Below are 20,300 nucleotides of genomic sequence, written 5' to 3'. Positions count from 1 at the left end.
GCTATCGTCGTGAAACGCCATGCCGGAATCTCTGATGACCACAGCCACCTCGAGCATAAAGACGACCTGCCCCCGCGATTGCTATGACGCCTGCGGCATCATCGTGAACAAACGCAGCGGCATGATCGCCAATGTCCTGGGCGATCCCGATCACCACATCACGCGTGGCGCCCTCTGCGGCAAATGCGCCATTGCCTATAATGGCTCCTGGCGCGACCCGGCGCTTCGGCTTTCCACTCCCCTGAAGCGTATTGGACCTAAAGGCCGAGGTGAGTTCGAACCGATCTCCTGGCATGACGCATTGGAAGAGATCGCGACGCGGCTCAAAACAGTTGTCACCCAGGGCCGGGCACGCGGCATCCTCCATACGCATTATACCGGCACAGTCGGGCTTCTGGGTGGCGCCTTCCCCAACCGCTTCTTCAACCGCATCGGCGCCACCGAAGTCGATCCCGACACCGTCTGCAACAAGGCCGGTCATATGGCGCTGGAGCTCGTCTTCGGCAATTCGCTGGACGGCTTCGACCCGCGCACCGCAAGGGACAGCCGCGCCATCCTGATCTGGGGCGCGAACCCATCCCATTCGGCGCCACATCAGGACAAGTTCTGGCTCAAGGAGGCGCGTGACCACGGCGCCAAAATCATCGTCGTCGACCCGATCGGCCACGATACCGCCCGCGGCGCCGATATCCATCTGAAGCTCAGGCCGGGCAGCGACGCGGCGCTTGCTTTCGCGCTGCTGCATGTCCTCATCGCCAGAGGCCTTGTGGATAAGGACTTCCTCGCCGCCCATACCATCGGTTGGGAAGAGCTGGTGCCGGCGATCCAATCGATGTCGCCGGAGCGGGCGGAGGAGTTGTGCGGCGTCGCGCGTCATCTCATCGAGCAGGCCGCCTTGGCCTATGGGCACGGCCCCTCACTTCTCTGGCTCGGTCAGGGCGCGCAGCGCCAGCCGCAGGGCGGCAATGTCTTTCGGGCCGTCTCCGCTCTCGTCGCCTTTACCGGCAATCTCGGCAAGAAGGGCGCCGGATTCTGCTACATGAACGGCAGCAACGGGCGCGGCATCGACATGGCGATGGTCACCGAGCCGTCGCTCGCCCGTGCCGGCACCGGCTCGGTCAGTCATATGGACCTCTCCGCTACGCTGGATGACAAGGAACAGGCGCTTGTCTTCATCAACTGGAACAACAATCCAGCCGCCTCTTCTCCCGGACAGCGCCGCCTGCGCCACGCACTCGAACGCGACGATCTCTTTCATGTCGCCATCGATCTGTTTCACACCGACACGACGGCCTATGCCGACATCGTGTTGCCGGCCGCGAGCTTTCTTGAATTCAACGACCTGGTGCTTCCCTATTTCGATCTCACCTTGTCAGCGCAGGTGAAAGCTATCGATCCCCCGGGCGAAGCGCTGCCTAATTCCGAGATCTTCCGCCGGCTGGCTGCGGCGATGGGTTTCAAAGAGCCCGAACTCTTCGAGAGCGATGACGCTTTGATTGAACGCCTCATCGCGCAGACGCCCTATCCTGGCAGCTTTGCCGATCTCGCCAGGGCCGGCACCGTCAGCTTGTTTCCCGAGCCGCGCGTACAGTTTGCCGATTTCACTTTCGCAACGCCATCCGGAAAGATCGAGCTCGCCAGCGGGCGCGCTGTGGAACTGGGCCTGCCACGCACACCGCTTCCCGATGCCGATCCGCCGCCTGCCCAAGGCAGCATCCGCATCCTCTCACCGGCCTCGCTCTGGCTCATGAATTCGAGTTACGGCAATGACAAGGTCATCCGCCGCCGGCTCGGTCCGCCCACGATCATGCTTCACCCGGATGACGCGGCCGCAAGTGGCTTCGCGGATGGCGACCCCATCCTGCTCGTCAATGAGAATGGCCAGCTTGCGCTCACGGTCACACTGTCTGATGCGGCTCAGCCCGGCATGGGCATTGTCCACAAGGGCCGCTGGCCTGGCGCCTCGGCCGGAGACGCCAATGTCAACGTGCTGGTTTCGGCAGCCAAAAGCGACATGGCCCAGAGCACCGCGGTGCACGGTACGGAAGTTCGCTTGCTTCGTCCCGGCGCCCCCTAAGGCGGGCGCATGGCAGGACTGCCGGCCTGATCAAAGGACTTTCGTGGTCAGTTCGTGATTTTAAGCATAGGGCTGATGGAGGGCTAGCTCATCGCGCCTGCCTTCGCGCGCTTGAACCGTCGCATTTAAATTATTGGTTTCGTTTGTGCTTTTTCGCACATCCTCGCTGTCGTCCGTTGGCTACAGTTTTAGCCATGAAACCCGGGCCAGTAATCATAAATAAAGATTTCACTTAAAGGTACTTCCGCTCCAGTTCCGATTGTGCTGATTTGTCATATAATTCCGCGAGGGCATGAGAGGACGCTATGGCTGATCTGACGATCACCGCCGACCTTCTTACCCGTGGCTCAAGGCGAAACTGCTACCCTATCCCATCCACGGGCATGGTTTTCTTCGGTATCCGCGGGCTGAAGCCCGAACTTCCGATCGATACGACATTCGCCGCGAGCCGGGCCGGCAACTTCACTCCCGTCGATTTCCGGCGCATGAACTGTACGCTCGGCCAATGGAAGGTCGACACCGGTGAGATCGCGGTCTTTCCGGGATCGACGGTCCCGTCGCTACCGAACATCATCAGAGCGAAGGAACAAGGCGGCAGCGGCACGAACATGCTCATGCTCGGCCGCTATGAGTATGAGAAGGGCATCCACAAGCCGTCCAAGCCTGGTGGTCATCGCGCGTTCCGGCAAGCGACCTTCTTTCCGGTCTGGCGTACGGTCGACAATCTTACCTTCGATCTTTCCGACAAGCTCGATCTTGGCAGCGATTCCGGCGACTTCGTCTGGGACAATCTACATTCGGCCTATACCGACAGCCTCGACGGGGCCTATAGCAGCGCCGGCTGCCAGGTCGTCTGCGGCCTGCCGCGCTCGGCGGCGCGCGACAATCAACCGGAAACCGGTCCTTGGCGCACCTTCGTCGAGAACGCCTATGCGCTGCAGCAGAATCGCTTTGTCTATCTGCTGTTCTCCGCTGAAGAACTGGCTCTGCTCGAGAAGGCTGAGAATGCCAAGGATATGGCGCAGGTCGTCCGCTTCGGCTCGTCGGGACAGCCGGTCAAGGACGTCCAGACCGCGCTCGCCGGGAAAGGTATTCTCCAGAGCGAAGCGGATGGCGAATTCGGCAGGGACTCGCTGCGCGCACTGATGGCCTTCCAGACCAGGTCTGTCGGCCCGGCAGTCGCCGATGGTGTGTGCGGCGCCAATACCGCCGCCCTGCTCGGGGTTACCTTACCGACCCTGAGCAAGGCCAAGCCCGCGCCGCAGCCCAGTCAGCCGACCCCGGCGCCGACAGGCAGCACCGCCGAGCCCGAAGATGAAACCGATCTCGATGAGGCGACGCTGCAACGGCTCCGTGTCCTGATACTCGGCTTGTCCGGCGCTCAGCCCATTCTCACCACAACGATGGTGGTTACACCACCACCACATCCAACGACGGTGGTTGCACCACCACACCCGACGATAGGGGTTGCTCCACCCCCACCTCCAACGACAGTGGTTACTCCACCACCACATCCAACGACAGTGGTTGCTCCACCACCTCCTCCCGCCCAATCAGCTGCCGAACGCTCGCGCGCCAATTTCGAGCGCGCGCAAGCCCTCATCAAAGAGTTCGAAGGCGGCTTTGTCGATGATCCGAGAGACCCCGGCGGAGCGACGAATTTCGGCATCACACACACCACCCTGGCGAACTGGCGCAAGCGGCCCGTCACCACGCAAGATGTGCGCAACATGTCTTACGAGGAAGCCAAGGACATCTACTTCAGCGAATACTGGTCGAGCTGCGCATGCGGCGGCATGCCTGGCCCGCTGGCATTGCCGGTCTACAATGTGGCCGTGCATGCCGGCCCTGGACGAGCGGCAGACTTCCTGCTGCGGTCTCTCAACCAGAACGGCGCGTCGCTGACGGGCGGCAACAAGATCGACGACGTTATGCTTGCCGCCGTCACCAAGGCCCCAATCCCGGATGTCATCAGCGACTTCATCGACCTCTACGAAGCCAAGCTTCGTGCTCATCCGAATTTCGCCCACTTCAAAACGGGCTTTCTGCGACGGGTAAACAAGCTAAGGACGGAATCTGAGAAATGGCTCGCCGAAACGGGCGGCGATCAACCTGTGACGCCGACGCCCAGACTCGACGACGAAAGAGAGGTTACCGTGACCACCAAGGAAGACTTGCTCGCCGAACTCATGAAGATATTGGGGCCCGCTGCAACGCTGCCCGGCATCACGACACAGCCCAGCGTCACGCCGCCACCCGCGGTGACATCACAGCCGGGCGTGGCTCCCCCGGGCTCGGCCATGCCACAGGATCAGGCTGACGCCATTGCCGCGCTGCTACGCCAAATTCTCGGAAGCGGCGCCGGCCAGCCCGGTCTCACGCCGGTCAATGGCGCCTTGGGCGAGACCATCGGAAAGATGCTCGATGGCCGCAAGAGCTTCATCGGCATCGTCGGCGCGCTTCTGAGCTCGCTGCTGTCGCCTGGTGCCGCCGGAGCGTTGTCGCCACTCGCCGCTCTCCTGCCTGGCGCCCTCGGCACAATACTTTCCTCGGCGGCCCCGGTGCTTCTGCCGATCTTCCTCGCGCTGTCGGCCTGGGGCGGCCTCGGCAAACTGGACAAATACGCCGCGCAACAGAAGTGAGCCGCGGCGCAGCCCACGCGGTGGAGAAACCAGCAGAGCGGCTGCAACGGACGGGGCGAGCGCGGATACGGGAGAACCGCAGAGGGTGATGGGCGCATCCGGAGATTCCGGCGGCGCCGATGGGGGGTTCGCAAATGGCTGGCGAAAGAAATCTCGTCGTCCTGGCAGACGGCACCGGAAACAGTGCGGCCAAGGCCTTCAAGACCAATGTCTGGCGCCTCTATGAAGCGCTCGATCTGAATGGCGCCGACCAGATCGCGGTGTTCAGCGACGGTGTCGGCACATCGAGCTTCAAGCCTTTTCAGGTCATCGGGCTCGCCCTGGGCTTTGGCGTCAAACGGCGCGTTCTGGCGCTCTATAGATTTCTGTGTCTCAATTACCAGCCGGGCGATCAGATCTATGCTTTCGGCTTCAGCCGCGGCGCCTTCACCATAAGAGTACTTGTCGGCCTCATCCATCGCGAGGGTCTGGTCGGATTCAGCTCAACCGAAGAGCTCGACCGCAACGCGCTTGCCGCCTATCGCGCCTATCGCGAGAAGGCGTTTCCCTCGGGCCTTCCATGGATCGGCGCCTTGCGGAAGCTGCGGGACACCTGTGTGCGCTGGTGGAACGCGGCGGCGGGAAGCCGGACCTATGCGGAAGTCAGACCCACACCAGGCGACCCGAGGGCCGCCGGAAATGTCAGAATCCGGTTCCTCGGGGTCTGGGACACCGTGGCGGCCTATGGCCTGCCGATCGATGAGCTCACGCGCGCCGTCGACCGATGGGTGTGGCCGATGTCGTTCAAGGACAAGCGACTGCTGGCATCCGTCGATCGCGCCCGTCAAGCCTTCAGCGTAGATGACGAGCGCCGGACGTTTTTCCCCATCCGCTGGGATCCGGACAGCCCCAGCGACCTCGATTCGTCAGCGGGGACACCGCCGCGATTGCGGCAAGTCTGGTTCACCGGCGCACATTCCAATGTCGGGGGAGGTTACCCCGACGACCGCCTCGCCTACCTGCCCCTATGCTGGATGATCGGCGAAGCCGCGGAAGGCGGATTGAGGTTCAAGTCTGACATCGTCGCGGATTATTGGGATGAAGCCTCCGAGAGCGGACGGCGCTATGGCTCGCGCTCAGGGTTGGGTGTCTTCTATCGCTATCATCCGCGCGATGCGCGTGAGCTCATGCAGGCGCGCCCGCTCGTCGATGCCAGCGCCATCATCCGCATGGCCAGGGGCTCCGACAGCTACGGCCCGATCGCGCTGCCCGAAAATATCGACGTGCTCACGCCCTATGATGAGATCGTCTCGCTTGAGCAACTCGGCAACGTTCCGGCAGAGGCCCCGCCCCCGACACGTCCCGACAAGCTTCCCTCTCCTCCCGGCCGTGCACGCGACCTCAAGGAAATGCAACAGTCCCTTTACGATGCCGCACATCGGCTCGTTGCGATGAGAGGCGCGGACCGGCCCGAACGCGTCGAGCTGATGCGTGATACTGTGTGGTGGGGCCGCGCCCTTTATTATGTGACTCTGGCGCTTTTCGTCCTGGCGGCGCTTTATCCCCTCATCGCCGGATATCTCGTCAACGAAAAGACCGTCAATATCGAAGATACCCTCCACGGCCTGATCGCGCCGCTGGCGGGGCTGCTCCAGGGCGTGCTGCCGGGATTTGCGGCGCCCTGGGTGCAGGCGATCATCAACAGCCCCGCCGGCGCGATCGTTCTGGCGCTTGCGATCGGCATCTGCCTGTGGATCGGCGGCTTCCTCAGAACCCGCATCCACGATCGCGCTCGCGCCGTCTGGAGCAGCGGCGGCAAGGCCGACAGCTCCAACAGCATGACCAGCCGCAAGAGGGCGCAACGTCGCTTTTTCTCGATCGCCGCGATCGTCTTCCTGCTCGCCTCGCTTGCCGCGTTGGTCATCTCGACTCCGCGGACGACTTTCGCCGTCGTCGCAGCCTGCGTCCTGTTCGCCCTGGCCGTCATCTGCCTGATCAGGGCGATCCGCCTCGCGCGCGCCGAGACTGTCGAGGCGGCCGACCAGCCGCCGCCCGCGCTTCGCTTCGCGCGCCGCATCAGAACCAATCCCGCGGCCATAAGCCTCTACAATGCCCTGCGCGTTACCTGGCTTCCGGCTCTATTTCTCGTGCTCGCCTCGGCCCTTATCTTCTTCGCCGTCAACAAGGCGGCCTTCGAGATCGCCGATTCAATGGGGCAGATCTGCCCGACACCCAGCCCGCCAGCGGCCGGCATGACGGCGGATTTCAAGACCCAGTCCATCTGCACGGACACTGGCATAGACCTTGCCGAGGGTGTCACTTACGAGGTCGCGATCACGATCCCGGCGAGTGATCCATGGCTCGATGCCGAAAATTGTGCCGATGTGCTCGGCGTGAGCAGCGACCTGGGCTGGTGGAGATCCTCCCACTACTTCCTCGGCGCGCTCGCGAAGCGCTGGTGGACTGAGCCCTATTTCCGGCCGATCGCCCGTGTCGGGCGATTTGGCGGCGACGAATATGCGCTGACCCCGATCAAGGAGCCGAAGGAAAGGATCGCGTGCCAATCCAACACCTTGCGCGCCCTCATGACGGCCGGAAAGTCCGGCCGGCTCTACCTCTTCGTCAACGACACGGTCATCGGATTCCCGGGTCTCTACGCCAATCGCTATAAGAAAAATCACGGCCTGGCGACTGCATCCGTTTGCGAGATCGATCCCGCGACAGGATGCAACAGGACTAATCCCCCAATGGCATTGTCAGAAGACTCTCCGTAACCAGAGCATCGGATGCGGCTGCGTCCCCGGCAAACTCAGCCGGATACAGCGGTGCTGATCGTGTTCGCGAAGGATTTCCTGAGGATAGTGCCGAAGTCGGTATAGAAGCCGCGAATGACATTGGCCTCGTGGGTCAGCACGACCATGTGTACGATGAGGCGCTGCTTCAGCTTGCGGAGGAACAGACCCGGCCGCAGCATGCTCTGCGCCGTCAGGCGGTCGACGACCGCGGCGCCGCAGCCGGCGGCGGCGAAAGCGCAAGCGAGATAATAGGTCTGCACCTCGATTGCCGGTGCGTAGCTGCAGCCGAGCTTCTCGCGTTCGTGCGCGATCATGCCGCCGACGCCGTCGCTGCGCGAAAGGCCGACGAATTCATGGTCCTGAATCTCGGCGAGATCGACCTCGCCGCCATCGTGGGGACCGAGATAGACGAGGTCGACCTCGCCAATGACCTGCGTTCTGATGTCGGGATGTTCATCGGGGAACATCGACACGGCGAGGTCGAGTTGGCGCGATCGCAAGCCTGCGATAAGTGCGTCGATATGGTTGGTCTCCACCTCGCAGACGACCGAAGGACAGGTCTTGCGGAATTCATGGATGGTCTGGGGCATGATCGACAGGCCAAGGCTCGGCAGGCAGCCGACATGCAGGCGCCCTTGCGGGAAGCGCCGCAAATTGGCGGACAGCTTGCGCAACTGATCGAGACCGGTGTTCAGCTTGGCGACCTCGACATAGAGCAGTTCCGCCTCTGCTGTCGGCAACAGCCGGCCCTTGACGCGCTCGAACAGCTTGAAACCGAGCGAGGACTCCGCATGCTGCAACACTTTGCTGGCAGCCGGTTGCGATACGCCCAATAGAACCGCCGCCTTGCTGATCGACCCGGCCTGCTTGATGGCGTGGAAAACCTCGATATGGCGCAATCGCAAAAGACATCCTCCGAATTGCACAACCCATAACCCAAAGCTATGGATGCCGTCCATATTCCAATTTGACGATTCCGGCATTCATCTCACAATTGCCCTTATTGGACAGGCACCGGCCTGCGGTGGCGCGACTGCCGAATATCTTTCGCAGACGGTCTGTTCCAGCCTAATTCATAACCAGGAATATAGATCCGGGAGGAGTTAAACATGCGCATTCGAAACTCTGTATTTGGCATTTCACGTCGGGCGTTCCTTGCACCGGCCCTCTTCGCCCTCCTTGCAACCGGCGCCCTCACCGCCGGCCCGCTGACCTCCGCCGAGGCCGCCACCTTGAAGGTTGGTGTGCGCGAGGACGCGCTCACCATCGATCCCATCGCGTCCAGCGACAATGCCTCGATCTGGGCTGAGCTGCAGATTTATGATCAACTCGTCCGCCCGAGCAAGGATGGCACAAAGCTCGAGCCCGGGATCGCCGAATCCTGGACTGTGTCACCCGACGGCAAGGAATATAAGTTCAAATTGCGGGCCGACGCCAAATTCTACGACGGGACGCCGGTGACGGCGAAGGACGTCGAATTCTCACTCAAGCGCGCGGCCGGGGAGAAGTCGGAGTGGGGGCGCTTCTTCCGGCCCATCACGACATATGAGATCGTCGATGACCAGACGATCGTAATGAAGCTTGAGAAGCCCTTCACCCCGATCATCAACAATCTCGCGATGTTCAGCGCTTCCATCTTGCCGGCCAAGCTGGTCGAGGCCCAGGGCGAGGCGTTTTTCGAAAAACCGATCGGCTCGGGCCCTTTCATTCTGTCCTCCTGGGCCCGCGGCCAGAAGATGGAGCTCGCCAAGAACCCGCATTACTGGGAGAAAGGCAAGCCCGCCATCGACGGCGCCACACTTGAGATCGTGCCCGAGGACAATTCGCGCGTCTTGAAACTCAAGGCCGGCGAGCTCGATGCGATCATCGAGGTGCCGTTCAACCAGGCCGCCGCGCTCAAGAACGATGCAAGCGTGAAGGTCGGTCTTGCCCCGGTATTCCGCATCGATATGGTGCAGATCAACACGACCAAGAAGCCATTCGATGATGCGCGCGTCCGCCAGGCGATGAACTACGCGATCGACAAGGAGGCATTGGCCAAGGGTGTCTTCCATGGCGACGCGGTCGCCGCCACGTCATCCATCCCGAAGATGGCCTATCACAACGAGGAACTGAAACCCTATCCGTTCGATCCTGAAAAGGCGAAGGCGCTGCTCAAGGAAGCGGGCCTGGACTCCGGTTTCAAGACCAGCATGCTGGTGCGCGGTGGCGACGTCACCAGCCGCCAGATCGGCAGCGCCATACAGGCGTCGCTGCGCGCCATCGGCATCGAGGTTGAACTTCAGACCATCGAAGGTTCCTCGCAATTCAGCACCACCAAGGCCGGAAACTTCGAACTGTCGCTCTCCTACGCGACGAGCGACACGATCGATCCCGACCAGCTCGTCGGCTTCACCATGATCAATCCGGAGCGGGCCAATGCCTTCCACACGCAATGGAAGGACGACCGCGTCAACGAGCTCTATGCCCTCGAACGCTCGACCAACGAAGGCGAGGAGCGCGGCAAGATGTTCAAGGAGATCGAAGCGCGCGTGCATGAAGGCGCTCCCTTCATCTTCCTGTTCATGCCGAAATCGGCCTATGCGATGCGAGCCAATGTCGAGGGCTTCGAAGTCCTGCCGACAGCCAATTACTCGCTGAAGGACGTGGTGATAAAGTAAATTGCAGATTGTCGCTTCCGCCCGGTCCCACAGGATCGGGCGGGCGCCCCAGTTCCGATCATGAAAATAGTCTTTTTCTGCCTGTCGCGGATGATCCAGCTCCTGCCGGTGTTGCTCGGCATCACGGTGGTTGCGTTCCTCCTGCTGCGCGTCATGCCGGGCGATCCGGCGACACTGATGCTCGGCAGCCGCGGCACGCCGGAAGATATCGCCAAGCTCAATGAGCAACTTGGGCTCAATCAGCCCCTGTGGCAGCAGTATCTCCGCTTCATCGGCGATCTCGTCCAGGGCAGCTTCGGCCGCTCGATCGCCTACAAGGCTGAAATCGGACCGCTCATCCTCGAGCGCCTGTGGCCGAGCCTCGCCCTGGTCGGCCTCTCGACCGTCATGGCCGTGATCATGACCGTGCCGCTGGCCATGCTGGCGGCGATCCGGCGCGGCGGCGTCATTGACCAGGTCGTGCGCGTCGTCTTCGTCGTGGCGATGTCGATGCCGGCTTTCTGGCTCGGCGTCCTCCTGGTCCTGCTCCTCGCCATCTATCTGCCGCTGTTCCCGGTATCGGGTTATGGCGAGGGATTCTGGGACAGGCTCCACCATCTGGTGCTCCCTGCCTTCATCATCGCCCTCGGCACCGCGGCACTGACCATCCGCTCGCTCAGGAGCTCGATCATCGCGGTCCTCGGCGCCGACTATGTCGACACCGCGCGCGCCAAAGGGCTGGTCGAGCGCCAGGTGCTGTGGCGCCATGTCTTCCGCAACTCGCTGACGTCGACGATATCGGTCCTCGCCGTCCATACGAGCTGGGTCATCGGTGGAACCGTCGTCATCGAGACCGTCTTCGGCATACCGGGCCTCGGCTCGCTGCTCGTCTCATCGATTTCGGCGCGCGACTATCCAATGGTGCAAGCGCTGACGGTTACCTTCGCGACGCTCGTCGTCCTCATCAATCTCCTGACCGACCTCGCTTACGCGCTGGTCGACCCACGCGTGACACTGTCGTGAACCAGATGATCTCCGCAGAGACGACGGAACGATTCCGTCGCAACCGAAACCTGCATATCGGCCTCGTGCTGTTGTCAGCGCTGGTCCTCGCCAGCCTGTTCGGTCCACTGGTCGTTCCCTATGATCCGCTCGCCATAGACTTTGGCAATTCGCTCACCCCGCCGAGCCTGGCGCATCCCTTCGGCACCGACGATCTTGGCCGCGATGTGCTGGCGCGCGTTGTCGCCGCCGCGAGGGTAGATCTGCAGGTCGTCGCGGTCTGCGTGCTCCTGCCCTTTCTCATCGGCTCCTCCATCGGACTGATTTCAGGCTATTTCGGTGGCTGGCTCGATCTTCTGCTCATGCGCCTGGTCGACATATTGTGGGCCTTTCCCTTCTATGTGCTGGTGATCAGCATTGTCGGCGCCCTCGGCCCCAGCATCGCCAATATGTATCTGGCCTTCACCATGGTCGTATGGATCTCCTTCGCCCGCATCGTCCGGGGAGAGGTTCTGCTCGCGAAGGAAGTCGACTATGTGAAAGCCGCCAAGGTGCTGGGCTACAGCCACGTCCGCATCATGTTCCAGCATGTCCTGCCCAATGTCATCACGCCGGCCATCGTCTTTATGATGGCGGATGTGGTGCTCACCATTCTCGCCGTCACATCGCTCGGTTTCCTCGGGCTCGGCATCCAGCCACCGACACCGGAATGGGGTGTGATGATCGCCGACGGCCGAAATTTCATCCAGGATGGTTGGTGGATATCGTTGTTCCCCGGCCTCGCCATCGTGCTGGTCGGCATCACCTTCACCTTCCTCGGCGACGGACTCGACGATTTCCTGAGGCCAAAGGCATGAGCGCCCCTCTCCTCAGTGTGCGCGACCTCAGGGTCACCTTCGCCGGCCGTGGCGGCGACTTGACCGCGGTCGACGGCGTCAGTTTCGACGTCCGGCCAGGCGAGATTTTTGGGCTCGTTGGCGAGTCGGGCTGCGGCAAGAGCGTCACCTGCCGCTCGCTGATCCGCCTGTTCGGTGGCGCCGCCCCTACCCGCATGGAAGGCTCGATCCTGTTCGAAGGCCGTAATCTCGTCGAGCTCAGCAACTCCGATTTTGTCGATATCCGCGGCAGCCAGATCGCGATGATCTTTCAGGATCCGATGACGGCCCTCAACCCGACCATGCGCGTCGGGAGGCAGATTCAGGAGGGCCTCGTCCGGCATGGAAGGCTCGACGGCAAGTCGCCGCGCCAGGCCGCCATCGACCTCCTGAAATCGGTCGGCGTCACCGCGCCGGAACGCCGGCTCGACGCCTATCCCCATGCCTTCAGCGGTGGCATGCGCCAACGTGTGCTCATCGCCATAGCACTTGCCTGCCGGCCCAAGCTGCTGATCGCCGACGAGCCGACCACGGCGCTCGACGTCACGGTCCAGGACCAGATCCTGAAACTGATCCTGAAGCTGCGTGCCGAAACCGGCATGGCGGTACTGTTCGTCACCCACGACCTCGGCGTCGTCGCGCAGACCTGCGACCGCGTCGCTGTCATGTATGCCGGGCGGATCGCGGAAACTGCCGACACGGCGCAACTCTTCGCCAAGCCGTCGCATCCCTATACACGCGCCTTGCTCGGCGCATTGCCCGCGATGCGCGGCAAGCATGAGCGGCTCGAGCCGATCGGTGGCGCGCCGCCAGATCTGTCGGCGCCGCCGACCGGTTGCCGCTTCCACCCGCGCTGCCGCTTCGCCGTCGACCGATGCGCGCGCGACGAGCCGTCGCTGCTCGTCGTCGAATCGGGCCACTCCGCCGCCTGCTTGCGCATGGGAGAAATCGCATGAGTGCGGCGCCACTGCTCGAAATCCGTCAGGTGTCGAAGACCTACGCGCTCGATCACAGGCTCAGCGACGTTCTCGCCCGCAAGCCGCGGGCGAAGCTGCGGGCCCTGCGCGATGTGAGCCTGACAGTCAGGCCCGGCGAGATCCTGGGCATCGTGGGCGAGTCGGGCTGCGGGAAATCGACTCTGGGTCGCTGCATCGTCGGCCTCGACACCCCGGAACACGGCTCCTTCACCTGGCAGGGCGGCGCCTTCGATGGCGACCGCCATACCCGCGCACGTCAGATCCAAATGGTGTTCCAGGATCCCTATGCCTCGCTCAATCCGCGCATGACGCTCGGCGCCTTGCTGGACGAGGTTCTGAAGGTTCACGGCATGGCGGGGAACGCCGCGGCACGGCGCGAGCGCGTCGATGAATTGCTACTGATGGTCGGCCTGACGCCGGCGCTAAAAGACCGGCTGCCGCACGCGATCAGCGGCGGCCAGCGCCAACGCATCTCGATTGCCCGGGCGCTCGCCGTCGAGCCCCGCCTGCTCATTGCCGACGAGCCCGTCTCGGCGCTCGATGCCAGCGTCCAGGCGCAGATCATAAATCTGCTGGAAGACCTGCGGACCAAGCTCGGCATCGCCATCCTCTTCATCGCGCATGATCTCAATGTGGTTCGCCATATCAGCGACCGTATCGCCGTGATGTATCTGGGCGAAATCGTCGAGCTCGCCGAAACTGAAAGCCTGTTCGCCGAGCCCCGGCATCCCTATACCAGGGGTCTTCTTGCGGCGATCCCAATGCCGGATCCGCGCATCCGCACGCAGGCGCCCGGCGTCGAAGGCGAGGTGCCCGATCCCCTGGCGCCGCCGGTCGGCTGTGGATTTTCGACTCGCTGTCCCTTCGTGCTGGCGGCCTGCCGGGCCCAACATCCCAAGCTTGAGCCAGAAGACGGGGACCACGCCGTCCGCTGCCTCAATCCCGCGGCATCCACCGATTTCAAACTCACTCATCCTGACTGAGCAATTCATCTCATCACCTTCCGAGGCCCCCTTCATGTCTTCAAAGAACTATCCTTCGGCGGAAACACTCGGCACTGAGCTCGTTGCCTGGATCGCCGAGCGATTTGCGTCCCATGGCGTCGCCCGCGACCACTTTGCCGTCACGCTGCATCTTCATGCGGGCGAAGGAGGACCGGTGGCGGCGAGCTTTTCCTATCGTGGCGACGTACCCTTCTATCCCTGCAGCGTCGTCAAGATATTCTATATGGTGGCATTGCAGCAGGCCTATGAAGACGGGCGTCTCATCGAGACGCCGGAGCTCTCCCGTGCCATGCATGACATGATCAAGTGGTCGAGCAACATGGCGACCAACTACATCATCGACCATCTGAGCAGAACGACAGGCGACCTCGAACTCTCCGCGGTGGAGATGGAGCGATGGGTCGAGGCCCGCGAGAACGTCAACCTGTATTTCCATTCGCTCGGCCTCAAGGAGCTTGCTGGCATCAATGTGTCGCAAAAGCTGATGGACGACGAACGTTATGGGCGCGAGAAGATCTATGTCCAGCGCGGCGGAAACAATCACAACCGTCTCAGCAGTGACGCCGCCGCCGTCATCCTGGCCCGGATCATGAGCGGCACGATGATCTCGGCGGAACGGTCGCGGATCATGCGCGAGACTCTCTATCGCCCCAACACCAAGGAATTCCGCGACACGCCGAATGCGCAGCTCCTCGCCTTCCTCGGAGAGAGCATGCCGGAAGGTGCCCGCATCTGGTCCAAGGCCGGATGGACCGGATGGACCGGTGACGCGCTCGCGAGCTACCGCCGCCATGACGCGCTGCATGCGGTGCTGCCGGGTGGCGAGGCTTTCACGCTCGTCGTCTTCACCCAAGGCAAATGGCCATCCGAGAGTCTGATCATGCTGCCGGAGATCGCGGCGAAGACAGTGGCTCTCATTAGCGGTTAGCCGATCAGCTTCTCGAGCGTGATCGGCAGGTCGCGGATGCGCTTACCCGTCGCATGAAAGACGGCGTTGGCGATTGCCGGGGCGACTCCGACAATACCGAGCTCGCCCACCGCCTTGCCACCCAGTGCCGAGGCATGGAAGTCCGGCACACCGACCGAGATCACCTCGATGTCTGGAATGTCAGCATTGGTCGCGATGAGATAGTCGCCCAGATTGTTGTTGATGACTCTTGCGTAGCGCGGATCGACGACACCCTCCTCAAGCAGCGCCTGGCCGATGCCCATGATGATGCCACCTTTCCACTGGCTCTCGGCGAGCTTTGGATTGTAGAGGCGGCCGGAATCGAGCGCCGATACGACGCGCGATGCGCGCACCGTGCCGAAATCCTCATCAACCCTGACTTCGACGAAGTGGACGCACCAGGCATGGAGCGAGTAATCGCCTTCAGTCGGCGAGCGCATGCGCGAGATGGTCGTGAAGGTCGTGTGCTTGTCGGCGGCACTGTTGGCCGTCTCGGGCAGCGTGTCGCTCAGGACCTCGATCTTGTCGCGGCCCAGGCGGCGCATCAGTTCGGCGATGGACAGGCCTTCGCCGCCCAACGGCGAGGAGATGATACCATCCGCCACGCTGAGTGTATTCGCCTGCAGGGCGCGGAATGGCGAATTGGGGTCGCTGATGGCGAGACCGACCAATTCGTCGCGTGCCGTCATCGCCGCCTTGTGGACGGCACCCGTCATCAGATTGGCGAGTTGCGAGCCGCCGGCCACCGGCGCACCGGGCAGCGTCGAATCGCCGAGCTTCACCTCGACCTGATCGACCGGCAGCCCCAGCGCCTCGGCAGCCGTCTGGGCGAGGATCGTGTAGGTGCCCTGCCCCATATCGATGCCGCTGCTCGCCACTTCGGCGCGGCCATCGGCGAAGAGCCTGACCATCGCCTCACCGGCGGTGCGGCGCACCGGATAAGTGCCGGCGGCGACACCCCAGCCGATCAGATGGGAGCCGTCACGCATCGCGCGCGGCTGTGGACTCCGCTTCTCCCAGCCGAAGGCCTTGGCGCCCGCTTCATAGGCTTGGCGCAATTGCCGCGTCGACCAGGGCTTCCGCGCATGCGGATCCTCCTCGGCATAATTCAGGAGCCTTATCGCCACCGGATCGATGCCGACCTCATAGCTGAGCTCATCGATAGCGCATTCGATACCGAAGGCGCTCGGATTCTCACCCGGTGCGCGCAGGGCGCTGGGCAACACCGTGTTCACCGGCACGACCGTCTGGCGCGAGGCGAGATTGGGCACCGCATACATGATCGTCGTGACGGCATTCAACGGCTCGCCCCACACGCCGTCGACCGACGTCTCATTGGCGCCCTGCTGTATGATCGAGAGAAGCTTGCCTTCCTTTGTGGCGCCAAGCGCCAGCGTCTGACGTGTGGCCGGGCGGCCGCCATAGGCGGTGAAGGTCTGCGGGCGCGTGAGTGCCAGCTTTACCGGACGCTTGAGCATCTTTGCCGCGATGGTGGCAATCGCGCCATGCGCCAGAGCGAGGGCTTTCGAGCCGAAGCCGCCGCCAATAAACGGGGAGACCAGACGCACATTGTCATAGGGGATGCCGAACCATTCGGCATAGGTGCGCGCCATGCCGTTGATCCACTGGCTTGGCTCCCAGATGGTCAGCGTCTCGCCTTCCCATTGCGCTACCAGCCCATGCGGCTCGATCGGCACGTTGTATTCGCGGGGTGTGCGATAGGTCGCTTCGAGGCTAACAGGTGCCGCCGCCAAGACTTTCTCGGCCTCTCCCCAGCCGGCGGCCAGATGGTCGAGCGCCCTGCCGTCGCCGGCGCGCGGATCGTCATAGGTGGCGATCGCTTCCGCTTCTTCATAATGGATATTGAGAAGTGCCGCTGCGGCGGTCGCCTGCTCGAAGGTCTCGGCGATCACGGCGGCAATATGCTGACCGGTGAATCTGATAGCATGAGTCAGCGCCAGATACGGCCCTTCGGGACCAGGCGTGCCGAGCCAGGTCGACGCCGACTTCAAAGGCAGGACATTATCCGGCGTGAGCACCAGAAGAACGCCCGGCGCCGCTTCCGCCGCCCTGGCATCGATAGCCTTCACGCGACCTGCCCCGATGGTGCTCTGGACGATCACCGCATGGCAGAGGCCGGCGGGCCGATGCTCGAGCGCATAGCGCGCCGCGCCCGTGACCTTGGCCGGACCGTCTATGCGCGACAGACGGCTGCCGAGGGCTCCGCCATCGGAAGCATCGCCGCGTTTCGCCTTCATGGTAACGGTTGTCATGCGAGGCCTCCGACTTTCAGGATGGCGCGCGCTACGATGCGCGGCGCAAGCTCGATCTTGTAATGATTGTCGCCTTGGGCGACGGCGCCTGTCATAGCGAGCAGGCTCGCTCGCTTCACGGCTTCGACTTCAAGCGTCTGGCCGATCAATGCCTTTTCGACTTCGCGCGCGCGCCAAGGCTTCGTCGCGACTCCGCCCAGCGCGACGCGCAGATCACGAATGGTCCTGCCGTCCGCCGCAAGCTCGATGCCCACCGCGGCGCTCGCGGCGGCGAATTCATAGGACTGCCGATCGCGCACCTTGAGATAGGTCGAGCGCCGCGCTGCGTTGGAGGCCGGAATGGTCACCGCGGTGATCACCTCGCCCGGCTCCAGCGCGTGTTCGCGCTCAGGTGTCATTCCCGGCAGCAGGAAGAACTCCTCTATGGCGACACGGCGATCGCCCAAGTGAACTACCGCATCGAATGCGGAAAGCGCTACCGCGAGATCCCCCGGATTGGTGGCAATGCAGACCTTGCTCGTGCCCAGCACCGCGTGATTGCGGGTGAGGCCGCCGATCGCCGCGCAGCCCGAGCCCGGATGGCGTTTGTTGCAGGACGGAAAGGCTTGAGGATCGCGAAAATACGCACAGCGCGTGCGCTGCAGCAGATTTCCGCCGATCGTCGCCATATTGCGCAGTTGTGCCGAGGCCGCCTGCCAGAGCGATTCCGACACGGCCGGGTAATTTTCGCGGACCGCCGCGGCATCCGCGACATGGCTCAATTTGGCCAGCGCGCCGATATATGCGCCTTGCTGGTCGACCTTGATCGCATCGAGTCCCGTCAAATAGGTGATATCGACGACCTTCGTCGGCGCCGCCACGCCACATTTCGCGAGATCGAGCAAGGTCGTGCCGCCGGCCAGAAGCATGGCGCCGGGCTCGCCGGCAATCATGCGCGCTTCGGCCAGCGAGGCGGCGCGAGTATAGTCAAAATCCCTCATGACATCGCCTCCTTCGCCTCGCGCACCGCCGCCACGATATGCGGATAGGCACCGCAGCGGCACAGATTGCCCGACATGTATTCGCGGATCTCGGCATCGGACGAGGCATGGCCCTCCCTGATGCAGGCGACAGCCGACATGATCTGGCCCGGCGTGCAGTAGCCGCATTGGAAGGCATCATGAGCGAGGAAGGCGGCCTGAACGGGATGCAGACCGGCGCCTTCCGGTGTCAGTCCCTCGATGGTGGTAATGGCCCTGCCCTCCACTTGCGCGGCAAGGGTAAGGCAGGCAAGCACACGCTCGCCGTCGACATGCACCGTGCAGGCGCCACACTGCCCCTGGTCGCAACCTTTCTTCGAGCCGGTGAGGCCCAGATGCTCGCGCAACGCATCGAGCAAAGTGACGCGCGGCTCGATGGACAGCTCATGCGGTGCGCCATTGACGACGAGCTTAAGTTTCAGGTGTTTTGACATGAATTCGGCCTCACTCTGTCTTCCGCAAAGGACATGACATTTCGGATCCGGATGGAGTAACAAACTGGAGGCGTCCGCATTGCAATCGGAGGCGCCTCCGCTTAATACTTATGAGCCTGACGATGAGGATTCAAGACCCCAATTGCGTTGGGTGTGTGAAGTGAGCGCCAGACGTCCGGGAAGACACGGTAAGGCCACCCCGCCTCCCCAGGCGACAAGGCCCCTGCGCGCCGACGCCCAGCGCAACCGCGACAGGCTCGTCGAGGTGGCCGGACTCCTATTCGCGCAGCACGGCATCGATACATCGCTCGAGCAGATCGCCGAGCGTGCCCGGGTCGGGATCGGCACGCTCTACCGGCATTTTCCGACGCGCGAGCATCTGGTGGAGGCGGTCTACCGGCACGAGGTGGAGGCGCTTTGCCAGGCGGCGGAGGACCTGGCACGCAAGTTCCCGCCCGACAAGGCGCTCGCCGAATGGATGCGGCGTTTCGTCGACTACATCGCCGCCAAGCGCGGCATGGCCAACAGCCTCAAGCTGCTGCTTGCAGGCAATTCCGAATTCTTCGCCGAGGCCTCCGGCAAGATTCCGGCCGCCGTGCAGGGCCTCGTCGATGCCGCCATTGCACAAGGCTCCATTCGTTCGGATATCGACAGCTCGGACGTGCTGCATGCCCTCTCCGGCATTTACAACCTCCCGCAAACGCACGACTGGCGGGAACGTTCCCGCCGTCTCATTACACTTTTGATGGACGGCCTGAGATCGGGGGCACGGAAGCCCGAGCTCTGATCAGGACCGGGCGAAGACCAACCTGGAGCAAGCGCCCTTCGACGGGCCATCGGACCATATCGTGACGGACCGGTTCCGGATGACAGGTTCCCGTAATCCGGAGATGCGAGTTCTCCCCTCCTGACTGGAAAGGATGAAGGAGACAAACATGCGCCCGATTCGCGCCAATCTGCTGTCCGCGCGACGACATGCCCCGGTTAATCGGCTTGCCAGGTCCCATGTCGCCTTCTGATCTCGCTTCGACAATGTTGGAGAGCGTCGCCTATTTCTTGAGCTTCGGCCTCCTCGGCGCCGGTTTCCTCGCAGTAGTGGAAAGACTCGCACCTTTCTTCCCCTCCTACGTCCTGCTGATCTTCCTGGGGCTGACGGCTCCTGACAGCAAGACGCTCCTCCTCACCATCGGCGTGACGACGCTTGGCTCCTTCATCGGCGGACTCGGCTGGTTCATGATCGGCTGGTCGCTTGGTCCCCAAAGGGTGCGCAAAGCAGTGGCGGGCTATGGCAGATATGTGTTTTTGAAACTGTCTCTCTATGACCGCTTGACCAGCGCCTATCGCCGCAATCATTTCTGGGTGACACTGTCCGGCCAGATCATGCCGGTGGTCCGCCTCTATCTCCCCTTGCCGGCCGGCGTGCTCAGATTGAACCCGAAGACGTTTCTAGCGGCGACGTTGCTCGGCATCCTCATGTGGAACACTCCCTTCCTCTATCTCGGCTACGCTCTGCGCGGCCAAACGCATGATCCTATCCGGACGGGTTTTTGGACTTCGGTGTTCCTGCTCCTTGTCGAGTGCGCCATTCTGCTGCTGATCCGGTTTCGCAAGAGCATGCTCCCGCGCTGATCGACC

At 62.7% G+C, this 20,300-nt stretch carries 15 protein-coding genes; 11 read left to right on the top strand and 4 right to left on the bottom strand.

Annotated elements, in window-relative coordinates; all coding sequences use genetic code 11:
* The first annotated feature begins 34 nt into the window (after positions 1-34).
* The 3 genes from G5V57_RS24125 to G5V57_RS24115 all read left to right on the top strand — a co-directional run bounded on the left by G5V57_RS24125 (position 35) and on the right by G5V57_RS24115 (position 7,472).
* Complete coding sequence (locus G5V57_RS24125) at positions 35-2,077, top strand: molybdopterin-dependent oxidoreductase (RefSeq protein ID WP_165170147.1); 2,043 nt, start codon at positions 35-37, stop codon at positions 2,075-2,077.
* 305 nt (positions 2,078-2,382) lie between these two features.
* A complete protein-coding gene (locus G5V57_RS24120) occupies positions 2,383-4,719 on the top strand; it encodes a glycosyl hydrolase 108 family protein (RefSeq protein ID WP_165170145.1) in 2,337 nt (778 codons plus the stop codon).
* 134 nt (positions 4,720-4,853) lie between these two features.
* Positions 4,854-7,472, top strand: coding sequence for a DUF2235 domain-containing protein (locus G5V57_RS24115; protein ID WP_165170143.1), 2,619 nt, complete (start codon positions 4,854-4,856; stop codon positions 7,470-7,472).
* A gap of 35 nt (positions 7,473-7,507) precedes the next feature.
* Here G5V57_RS24115 and G5V57_RS24110 read toward each other — a convergent pair whose 3' ends face one another.
* Positions 7,508-8,392, bottom strand: a complete 885-nt coding sequence (locus tag G5V57_RS24110) for a LysR substrate-binding domain-containing protein (protein WP_165170141.1) — start codon at positions 8,390-8,392, stop codon at positions 7,508-7,510.
* 210 nt (positions 8,393-8,602) lie between these two features.
* On the opposite strand from G5V57_RS24110, the gene G5V57_RS24105 reads away from it, so the two are divergent.
* Genes G5V57_RS24105 through G5V57_RS24080 form a run of 6 tightly spaced genes read left to right on the top strand, consistent with a single transcriptional unit; the run spans position 8,603 to position 14,918 of the window.
* Entirely contained in the window at positions 8,603-10,153 is a 1,551-nt protein-coding gene (locus G5V57_RS24105) for an ABC transporter substrate-binding protein (RefSeq protein WP_165170139.1), read from the top strand.
* A 60-nt stretch (positions 10,154-10,213) separates the two neighbouring features.
* Complete coding sequence (locus tag G5V57_RS24100) at positions 10,214-11,155, top strand: ABC transporter permease (protein ID WP_206530095.1); 942 nt, start codon at positions 10,214-10,216, stop codon at positions 11,153-11,155.
* Positions 11,156-11,160: 5 nt separating this feature from the next.
* Positions 11,161-11,991, top strand: a complete 831-nt coding sequence (locus tag G5V57_RS24095) for an ABC transporter permease (protein WP_165174241.1) — start codon at positions 11,161-11,163, stop codon at positions 11,989-11,991.
* Entirely contained in the window at positions 11,988-12,965 is a 978-nt protein-coding gene (locus tag G5V57_RS24090; RefSeq protein ID WP_165170137.1) for an ABC transporter ATP-binding protein, read from the top strand. Before G5V57_RS24095 ends, G5V57_RS24090 begins: the two co-directional genes overlap by 4 nt.
* Entirely contained in the window at positions 12,962-13,969 is a 1,008-nt protein-coding gene (locus G5V57_RS24085) for an ABC transporter ATP-binding protein (RefSeq protein ID WP_165170135.1), read from the top strand. Before G5V57_RS24090 ends, G5V57_RS24085 begins: the two co-directional genes overlap by 4 nt.
* A gap of 34 nt (positions 13,970-14,003) precedes the next feature.
* Positions 14,004-14,918 carry a serine hydrolase gene (locus G5V57_RS24080; RefSeq protein ID WP_165170133.1) on the top strand — a complete coding sequence of 305 codons (915 nt, stop codon included), beginning with the start codon at positions 14,004-14,006 and terminating at the stop codon, positions 14,916-14,918.
* Here the strand turns inward: G5V57_RS24080 and G5V57_RS24075 are convergent.
* The 3 genes from G5V57_RS24075 to G5V57_RS24065 are packed head-to-tail and all read right to left on the bottom strand — an operon-like array spanning position 14,915 to position 18,665.
* Positions 14,915-17,212: a xanthine dehydrogenase family protein molybdopterin-binding subunit gene (locus G5V57_RS24075; protein ID WP_165170131.1), complete on the bottom strand. Its 2,298-nt coding sequence runs from the start codon at positions 17,210-17,212 to the stop codon at positions 14,915-14,917. The two genes, G5V57_RS24080 and G5V57_RS24075, sit on opposite strands and share 4 nt — an antisense overlap.
* The gene (locus G5V57_RS24070) at positions 17,209-18,192 is read right to left on the bottom strand and encodes a xanthine dehydrogenase family protein subunit M (RefSeq protein WP_165170129.1); all 984 of its coding nucleotides are present in this window, start codon (positions 18,190-18,192) and stop codon (positions 17,209-17,211) included. The genes G5V57_RS24075 and G5V57_RS24070 overlap by 4 nt, the downstream gene beginning before the upstream one ends.
* Entirely contained in the window at positions 18,189-18,665 is a 477-nt protein-coding gene (locus tag G5V57_RS24065; RefSeq protein WP_165170127.1) for a (2Fe-2S)-binding protein, read from the bottom strand. The genes G5V57_RS24070 and G5V57_RS24065 overlap by 4 nt, the downstream gene beginning before the upstream one ends.
* Before the next feature lie 160 nt (positions 18,666-18,825).
* Between G5V57_RS24065 and G5V57_RS24060 the strand changes: the two genes are divergently transcribed.
* Both G5V57_RS24060 and G5V57_RS24055 read left to right on the top strand, forming a co-directional pair.
* Positions 18,826-19,452: a TetR/AcrR family transcriptional regulator gene (locus tag G5V57_RS24060; protein WP_165170125.1), complete on the top strand. Its 627-nt coding sequence runs from the start codon at positions 18,826-18,828 to the stop codon at positions 19,450-19,452.
* 218 nt (positions 19,453-19,670) lie between these two features.
* Complete coding sequence (locus tag G5V57_RS24055) at positions 19,671-20,294, top strand: DedA family protein (RefSeq protein ID WP_246737344.1); 624 nt, start codon at positions 19,671-19,673, stop codon at positions 20,292-20,294.
* The last annotated feature ends 6 nt before the right edge of the window (positions 20,295-20,300 follow it).

Source organism: Nordella sp. HKS 07 (genome assembly GCF_011046735.1).
Lineage (GTDB): Bacteria > Pseudomonadota > Alphaproteobacteria > Rhizobiales > Aestuariivirgaceae > Taklimakanibacter.
Note: the sequence above shows the minus strand (reverse complement) of the source record. Positions and strands in the feature narration are given on the sequence as shown.